Annotated in this window: 9 protein-coding genes; 1 reads left to right on the forward strand and 8 read right to left on the reverse strand. The window is 38.3% G+C overall.

What is annotated here, in order from left to right:
• Position 1 precedes the first annotated feature (1 nt).
• From rbsD to HZR21_RS05800, 4 genes are all read right to left on the reverse strand, one after another.
• A complete protein-coding gene (gene rbsD, locus HZR21_RS05785) occupies positions 2-400 on the reverse strand; it encodes a D-ribose pyranase (RefSeq protein WP_180746841.1) in 399 nt (132 codons plus the stop codon).
• Positions 375-1,280: a ribokinase gene (rbsK, locus tag HZR21_RS05790; protein ID WP_180746842.1), complete on the reverse strand. Its 906-nt coding sequence runs from the start codon at positions 1,278-1,280 to the stop codon at positions 375-377. Before rbsK ends, rbsD begins: the two co-directional genes overlap by 26 nt.
• Positions 1,281-2,258, reverse strand: a complete 978-nt coding sequence (locus HZR21_RS05795; protein WP_180746843.1) for a LacI family DNA-binding transcriptional regulator — start codon at positions 2,256-2,258, stop codon at positions 1,281-1,283.
• Between the two features lie 261 nt (positions 2,259-2,519).
• A complete protein-coding gene (locus tag HZR21_RS05800) occupies positions 2,520-3,551 on the reverse strand; it encodes an aldose epimerase family protein (protein WP_180746844.1) in 1,032 nt (343 codons plus the stop codon).
• Positions 3,552-3,806: 255 nt separating this feature from the next.
• On the opposite strand from HZR21_RS05800, the gene HZR21_RS05805 reads away from it, so the two are divergent.
• Positions 3,807-4,577, forward strand: a complete 771-nt coding sequence (locus HZR21_RS05805; RefSeq protein WP_246307816.1) for a GNAT family N-acetyltransferase — start codon at positions 3,807-3,809, stop codon at positions 4,575-4,577.
• Between the two features lie 93 nt (positions 4,578-4,670).
• On the opposite strand, the gene HZR21_RS05810 is transcribed toward HZR21_RS05805, so the two are convergent.
• From HZR21_RS05810 to HZR21_RS05825, 4 genes are read right to left on the reverse strand one after another with little or no spacing between them, the layout of a single operon-like run.
• Complete coding sequence (locus HZR21_RS05810; protein ID WP_246307817.1) at positions 4,671-4,979, reverse strand: carboxymuconolactone decarboxylase family protein; 309 nt, start codon at positions 4,977-4,979, stop codon at positions 4,671-4,673.
• A gap of 15 nt (positions 4,980-4,994) precedes the next feature.
• On the reverse strand, positions 4,995-5,249 hold the full coding sequence (locus tag HZR21_RS05815) for a TfoX/Sxy family protein (RefSeq protein ID WP_180746851.1): 255 nt from the start codon (positions 5,247-5,249) through the stop codon (positions 4,995-4,997).
• A gap of 12 nt (positions 5,250-5,261) precedes the next feature.
• Positions 5,262-5,507: a zinc ribbon domain-containing protein gene (locus HZR21_RS05820; protein ID WP_180746845.1), complete on the reverse strand. Its 246-nt coding sequence runs from the start codon at positions 5,505-5,507 to the stop codon at positions 5,262-5,264.
• A gap of 17 nt (positions 5,508-5,524) precedes the next feature.
• On the reverse strand, positions 5,525-6,118 hold the full coding sequence (locus tag HZR21_RS05825) for a TetR/AcrR family transcriptional regulator (RefSeq protein ID WP_180746846.1): 594 nt from the start codon (positions 6,116-6,118) through the stop codon (positions 5,525-5,527).
• Positions 6,119-6,548: the final 430 nt, after the last annotated feature.

A 6,548-nucleotide genomic window follows, 5' to 3' on the forward strand; every position in this document is an offset into this window, starting at 1 on the left:
CTTAAAAAATGACACCCGATACTAAAATGATATTGGCATAAGGTGTTGCTTCTCCTGTCCGAATAACTGCTTTCGTTTCATTTGTTTTTTCCTTAAATAGACGATGAGAGATATATTCTATTTCTACTTGCTCAGGCAAAAAACGTTTAATTTCAGTCAACATAGTTTCATTTTGCGTCTTTATTTCTTCTGCCAAAATGACTTTTTCTACTTCAACATGCTGCAAATAATCTGTCAACACCGTTAAAAATTTGGGTTCACCCATCTTAACTGCCAAATCTATTTTGGGTACTGTTGCTGGTACTGGCAGTCCCATATCACCAATGGTTACCATATCCATATGTCCTAAATCATCTACGACTTTAGCAATCTGGCTATTCAAAATGCCATGTTTTTTCATAAAACTCACTCTCTTTCATCTTTTCAAGCGTCGGCATCCCACCTTGTGCCCCAAAGCCTTGCACAGAAATAGATGCTGCTAAATTCCCAAATTTAATCGCATTTTTAAGGTCTAAGTGTTTCAGGATGGCATAAGCAAAAGCGCCATTAAACGTATCTCCAGCTCCTGTGGTATCAGTTGGTTTAACCTTAAAAGCAGGGACTAAAATTTCGTGTTTCCCATCATGGAAATACACACCTTTTGATCCCAAGGTAACAACTAATTTTTGCGGATATTTTGCTAATGCAGCTTCCCGCGTCAAATGAGGAAATAGGATTGATAATTCGTGTTCATTTGGTGTTAGATAAGTGATTTTTTCGATCAACTCTTCACTTATTTTTCTTGCTGGAGCAGGATTTAATAAGACATTGACATGATGTTCGTAGCAATAATTGATAATCGCTTCATTTGTTACTTGTGGAATTTCATTTTGTAAGATCACAAGCTCACTGTCTTTTAATAAAGACCAAAAATCATCCTTAAGATTGTCTAGTGTTACCTCATTGTTAGCACTTGGTACAACGATGATGCGATTATCATCATCATATAAGATAATATGGGCTGTTCCTGTTGCTTGTGGAACCGTTCCCACAAAATCGAGATTAATTTGATTCTTTTTAAGATTTTCAATGATCGCTTTACCATTGCTATCATTGCCAACCGCACCTACCATAAATGGTCTTGCTCCAAGCCGGCCTAAGGCAACTGTTTGATTGGCGCCTTTGCCACCAAAAGCTGTATCAAATGATGTCCCAAATACAGTTTCACCTGAATTAGGTATGACACCCGTACTAATGATATTATCTATGGCTAGACTGCCAACCACTGTTACATTTTTCATTTATTTTCTCCTTGTCGTTTCTCTTTCGATATAGGTTACTGGCAACATAATTTTTTTTTCAGTCACAGGTCGTTTATCAATTAAAGCATGCAGCAATTTTGCAGCTTCCATTCCAATTTTATAGGCTGGTTGCCTAATTGTTGATAGAGCTGGGTATAAAAATTTACTCATTGGAATATCATCATAACCGATAATTTGAATATCTTCCGGAACACTAAAATTTCGTTTTAAAGCTTCATGAAGTAACGCAATTGCATGAATATCACTTGGACAAATCATGCTATCAGTTTCTTTAAATTGTTCAAAAATAATCTTTGCATCCTGTTCTACTTCACCAAAATCAAAGGAATGACTTTGATAAACATCAAACGCTATCTTACCTTCAAGTACTTGCACCATACCATTAAAGCGTTCTTCAAGACTATTCAAGCCTTTAGGACCTTTAACCACTAAAATTTTCTTAGGATGAGTTTTTAAAATTTCTTGTGCTGAAAGTTTACCTCCCATAAAATCATCGGATACGACACCATATTCTGACTCTTTATATGCTCTATCCGTCATCACAACAGGATTATTGAAAGTTTTCAGCTTACTATTTTCATTTTCACTATTAGCTGTGATAATGCCCGCCACATTTTGCATAGAAAATGACTCAATGTAGCTTTCTTCTATTTCATTATTACTTTTTACATTTCCTAAAATGACCTGGTAACCAACTTCATAAAAGTATTCTTCCACTCCCTTAGCAAGCATGGGAAAATAAGGATTTGAAATATCAGGTAAAAGCAAACCGATTAACTTTGATTTCTTTTGTGTAAGAGAACGCGCCACCTCATTTGGGACATAGGCTAATTCCTCAATAGCCTTCTCGATTTTTTTTTGCACATCTTTAGCAACATATCCCTTACCGCTTATAAAACGTGAGACTGTTGATTTTGAAACACCTGCAGATTTTGCGACATCAACGATCGTTGCCATCTGTTTCCCCTTTTCTAAAATATGGTACCGTTCCCACATCTTCTGTTAAAAACCCTTAATTTAATTAAAGTATAGCGCTTACATTACGAGATGTCAAGCCTTTTTAAAATAAAAAATAAAATTTTTGAAGTGTTCATTAATTTGGGAAGTAGAGCTTAACAACAATAAATACGCCTATCCCAACAAAGAACTGGCAGGATAAGAGTATTCAAGATCTAGCAAATATTTATTCACTTAAAACGTGGCATAACTTCTCTCCACTCAAAATTTAAGAAGATAGGTTGTTTTAGCATGATAGACTTGATCAGGGCGCAACACAATCTCACCAAAGTCCTCAAACTCAATCGCACCTGGTGCTGCCTGCGTTTCAAATGTGATGCCACCATGATGCCCCAATGTTTTCCCGCGCATGTTCATCTTATCCTGTCCAAAATTTGCCGTGAAGATGACGATCGTCTCTTGATCCGTCTCCACTTCAACCGAAACTTTCCCATCAGGGCTTTGCAAAATGGCATCAGCACCCTTTTCATGCGACAGGAAAAAGGGATGGTCAATACCGGAAAACAAATCTTTTTGCGCATCGTTTGCCAACTCAAAACAGTCTTTTAATGACTTTGCTGTTCTGAAATCAAAGGCTGTGCCGTTCACACCTCGTTTTTCACCCGTCACAGTTCCGTCAGAATTTAAAACAGCAAACTGATCTGCCACCACAGTCAACTCATGCCCATCAATCGGTGTCTCAACATCTCCAGTTAAGTTAAAATAGACATGATTGGTCGGATTGTAAAGCGTTGTTTGATCTGTTTGGGCTTGGTAAACGAGTGTCCATTCATTTTGATTGTTGAGCGAATAGGTGACAGAAGTTGTCAGATTACCTGGAAAACCATTTTCACCATCTGGACTTGTCAATGTGAAGATAACACTAACTTCGTCTTCTGTCCTGATGATCTGACTTTGCCAGATTTTGCCTTCAAAGCTTGGTGCGCCACCATGTAAGGTGTGTCCTGCTTCAGTATTTGTTTGGACTTGATATGTCTTGCCATCAAGTTTAAATCGACCCGAATTGATTCGCCCTGCGACACGACCAATCGTCGCACCTATATAACTATCCTGTGTCGTATAGTCTTCAGATGATTCAAAACCCAGGACGATATTTCTCTCCCCTGTATCAGTTGGCACTACTAAGTTAACAATCCTTGCACCAAAATCAGAGACATCAAGCCTGACTCCCTTATCATTCACCATTGAAAATAAGTTAGTCCCATTACCAAGATAACTTTTTCTGACTTCCATCACATACCTCTATCTTTTAAAAATGTTTTTTCAAAACCCAACATCTGAAATACTTCTCTCGTGCTCATATTTTTCCCCTGAAAATATATTTTATTAACTTATTTAGTGTAAACGATTTCAAAATGCTTGTCAACATAATCAAACAACCTAAAACTAAATTTTTATTTTATTGTTTGGTACGCTTGTTTTTGTTTATTTAATATTACAATACAAAATATAGAGGTAAGTGATATCTAGAAAAAGGATGAAATTTAAATGATGGATAATAAAACTATACTGCAAATCGTGATGCTTCAATCGGCTATTGATTTATGTTGTCAGCCGGATGATTTTCGCTCGCTACAAAATAAAGTTGTGATATCATCTGAAAACGCAGAGGCACGGAAATATTTGACATTGCCGTTTTTCTGCCATTTGGTTTCCTACGGTAATAATATCGTGGCTTCAGTAGACACTTCGGTTGTTGATATCGTAGACTCATACATCAATAAGTTTGAAGTCGGACATTGTTTTGAAACGCCAAATTTATACGTCCTAAACCAAGCACTTGTAAAGCATGGGATGCAAGTCTGTTTTATGGCAGAATATTTTCTACCTGACCTTGAACAGTTGACACTTCTACCGTGTGACTATGACCTTAAAATTCTAAAGCCTGACGATTTGACTGATTTATATATCACTGAGTGGGAAAATGCCTTGTGTGAGGACCGCAAGCACTTAGATGTTTTAGCTGTTGGTGCTTATGATCAGGGGAAGTTAATCGGTTTGGCAGGCTGTTCAGCGGATTGTGAGAGCATGTGGCAGATCGGTGTTGATGTCCTGCCTGACTATCGAAAGCAAGGTATCGCCGCTGCTTTGACAAGCGCTTTGGCTCTGGAAATTATCGAGTTAGGTAAAGTGCCGTTTTACTGTTGTGCTTGGTCAAATCTTCGCTCAGTAAGAAATGCAATCAAAAGTGGCTTCAGGCCAGCATGGGTTGAACTGACAACGAAAAGCAAAGCCTTCGTTAATCAGCTCAATCAATAAGATAATAACAAAAAGAGCTAGCTGATGATGCCTATCAGTTAGCTCTTTAATCTTGTCAAATCGTCGTTTTACTTGAAGTTGTCTACCTCAGCGCTATTCGTCCAATGCTTCAAGTGCTATCGGTAGTGCTTGAAGCACACCATTTCCTGCTGCTGGTAGACCAATTAATAGACTGCTGATGATTTCTTCACGTGTTGCACCATTTGCTTGCGCCATTTTGACATGAAAAGGAATCCCGCTTTCAAGACGCATGACTGCCAATACCGCAAGATAGACGAGTGCCTCCGTTTTCTTGTCAAGGGCACTTGCTTGATCCAGTTTCTGTACGGCTTCCAGCCATGCCGTTTGATGTTCCGGTGCTTCTTTTGCAAAAGTTTCAAATGCCTTGCTGACTTTCATCATCTCCTAGCCATCCTTTCATAGAGTTTTATAAAATAAACGCAGGCGCTCTTTTATTTGGTCAGATAAAAATTTGTCCGGTATGCCTTCAATAGCACCTTGAATGCCATAGAGCATATGCAAACACGCACCAGAATCTACTGTCATACGAATCCGAAAAAAGGCTTCTTCCGCACCTATCTGTCGCAATTGTTCCGGCGTTTCAATGTTAATTTTTCTAAGGTTGTCTTCTAGAACTTTGCCGACATTCGGCAAATCAGATAATGCGCTCATCATCATACCTCCTTATCCCAAGTCATCTGGCCATGCCGGCAGCTTTTTCATCATGGCTTCCGCAACTTCCTGCGCAGCTGTTCGATCAAACCCCTGCGTTCGGACGATAAAGTCTATCAGACTTAAACGCTTTTCTTCGAACGACTGCATCGAGCCGTCTTGTCGCGCACAATGCACGCAATAGTCTTTGCTGGTATCACCCATTGCAAACTCAGACGGCGTATTCATAGGCATACCACAAGCGATACATTTTTTCATAAGCGACTCCTCCAATGCTACTTTTTAATCAAGTCAATATAACTGTTTAACAGGTCATCTTTATATCGTGCGATCACAGATTCGCCACTTGGTGAGAAAAACTCGCTATTCTGCAAATAATAGTGAATCAAGCCAAGCCAAGTATTATAGGTCATGTGAGTTGATAATTGTTTAAGTGTTCCATTCTCAATGCCACGTTGCAAAGCGATGAAAAAATGATGTGAAGCGATAGAATTTAAGGAAATGAAAAGATTCCTTGCTTCCAAAGATAAATTAGGCAGCTCATGTATGAGATATTTGTAAAATACCTCATTTTCGCCAATAATTTCAAGATGTGCTTTAAGAAGTATTTCTATGTCACTATTGGCAGCGGAAAGTCCATGCAACTTGTTCCCGATGTCATCAGAAAATCTCTCCAAGGCTTGAAACAATAGTGCTTCTCTTGTCGGGAAGTGAACAAAGATAGTGCCATGTGCCACACCTGCTTTCTGTGCAATCGTATGGGTTGGAACAGAAAATCCCTGAGCGATATAAACAGACATAGCCGTTTCGATAATATGTTCACGCGTAGCTATTTTTTGAAGTTGACGCTTTCCTTGTACTTTTTCCATATAATAATAGACTCCACATTAATTGATTTCGAACTCACTGAGTATACACTCATTATAAATCTTTTATAAGAAAAAATCAACAGAGAGCTTGAAACTTCGTCATTTATAAATGATAAACAATAATAATTCTCTATTTGAAAGCCTCAAAAAAACAGCTTGCCACAATAGACAAACTGTTTCGAGGGGGGCTAAGTTAGGGTGAGCACAGACTGATTGCTCAGTGCAGCTTAGCACTTTCGGTTCGCTTCGATTTTAATATTTTAGTAAAGGGCACCTCTAATAACTACCAATTAATTCACCTCAAAATGAAATTAGAAAAAAACACAGAAAACTAAGCATAGTCTACTGTGTTTTTCTTTATGTTACAGACGCCACTTGACTGTTTATTCTTATTTTAGACAGATTACCGCCATGTTTTGAGATTTAAACG

The sequence above is a fragment of the Pseudolactococcus laudensis genome (genome assembly GCF_013449735.1).
In the GTDB taxonomy this organism is placed as follows: Bacteria; Bacillota; Bacilli; order Lactobacillales; family Streptococcaceae; genus Pseudolactococcus; species Pseudolactococcus laudensis.

What these genes read in the sequence shown, in the direction of transcription:
- HZR21_RS05820 (WP_180746845.1), bottom strand. Translation starts at nt 5,507, where the DNA reads ATGAAAAAATGTATCGCTTGTGGTATGCCTATGAATACGCCGTCTGAG.
- HZR21_RS05800 (WP_180746844.1), bottom strand. Translation starts at nt 3,551, where the DNA reads ATGGAAGTCAGAAAAAGTTATCTTGGTAATGGGACTAACTTATTTTCA.
- rbsD (WP_180746841.1), bottom strand. Translation starts at nt 400, where the DNA reads ATGAAAAAACATGGCATTTTGAATAGCCAGATTGCTAAAGTCGTAGAT.
- HZR21_RS05825 (WP_180746846.1), bottom strand. Translation starts at nt 6,118, where the DNA reads ATGGAAAAAGTACAAGGAAAGCGTCAACTTCAAAAAATAGCTACGCGT.
- HZR21_RS05805 (WP_246307816.1), top strand. Translation starts at nt 3,807, where the DNA reads ATGATGGATAATAAAACTATACTGCAAATCGTGATGCTTCAATCGGCT.
- HZR21_RS05815 (WP_180746851.1), bottom strand. Translation starts at nt 5,249, where the DNA reads ATGAGCGCATTATCTGATTTGCCGAATGTCGGCAAAGTTCTAGAAGAC.
- HZR21_RS05795 (WP_180746843.1), bottom strand. Translation starts at nt 2,258, where the DNA reads ATGGCAACGATCGTTGATGTCGCAAAATCTGCAGGTGTTTCAAAATCA.
- HZR21_RS05810 (WP_246307817.1), bottom strand. Translation starts at nt 4,979, where the DNA reads ATGATGAAAGTCAGCAAGGCATTTGAAACTTTTGCAAAAGAAGCACCG.
- rbsK (WP_180746842.1), bottom strand. Translation starts at nt 1,280, where the DNA reads ATGAAAAATGTAACAGTGGTTGGCAGTCTAGCCATAGATAATATCATT.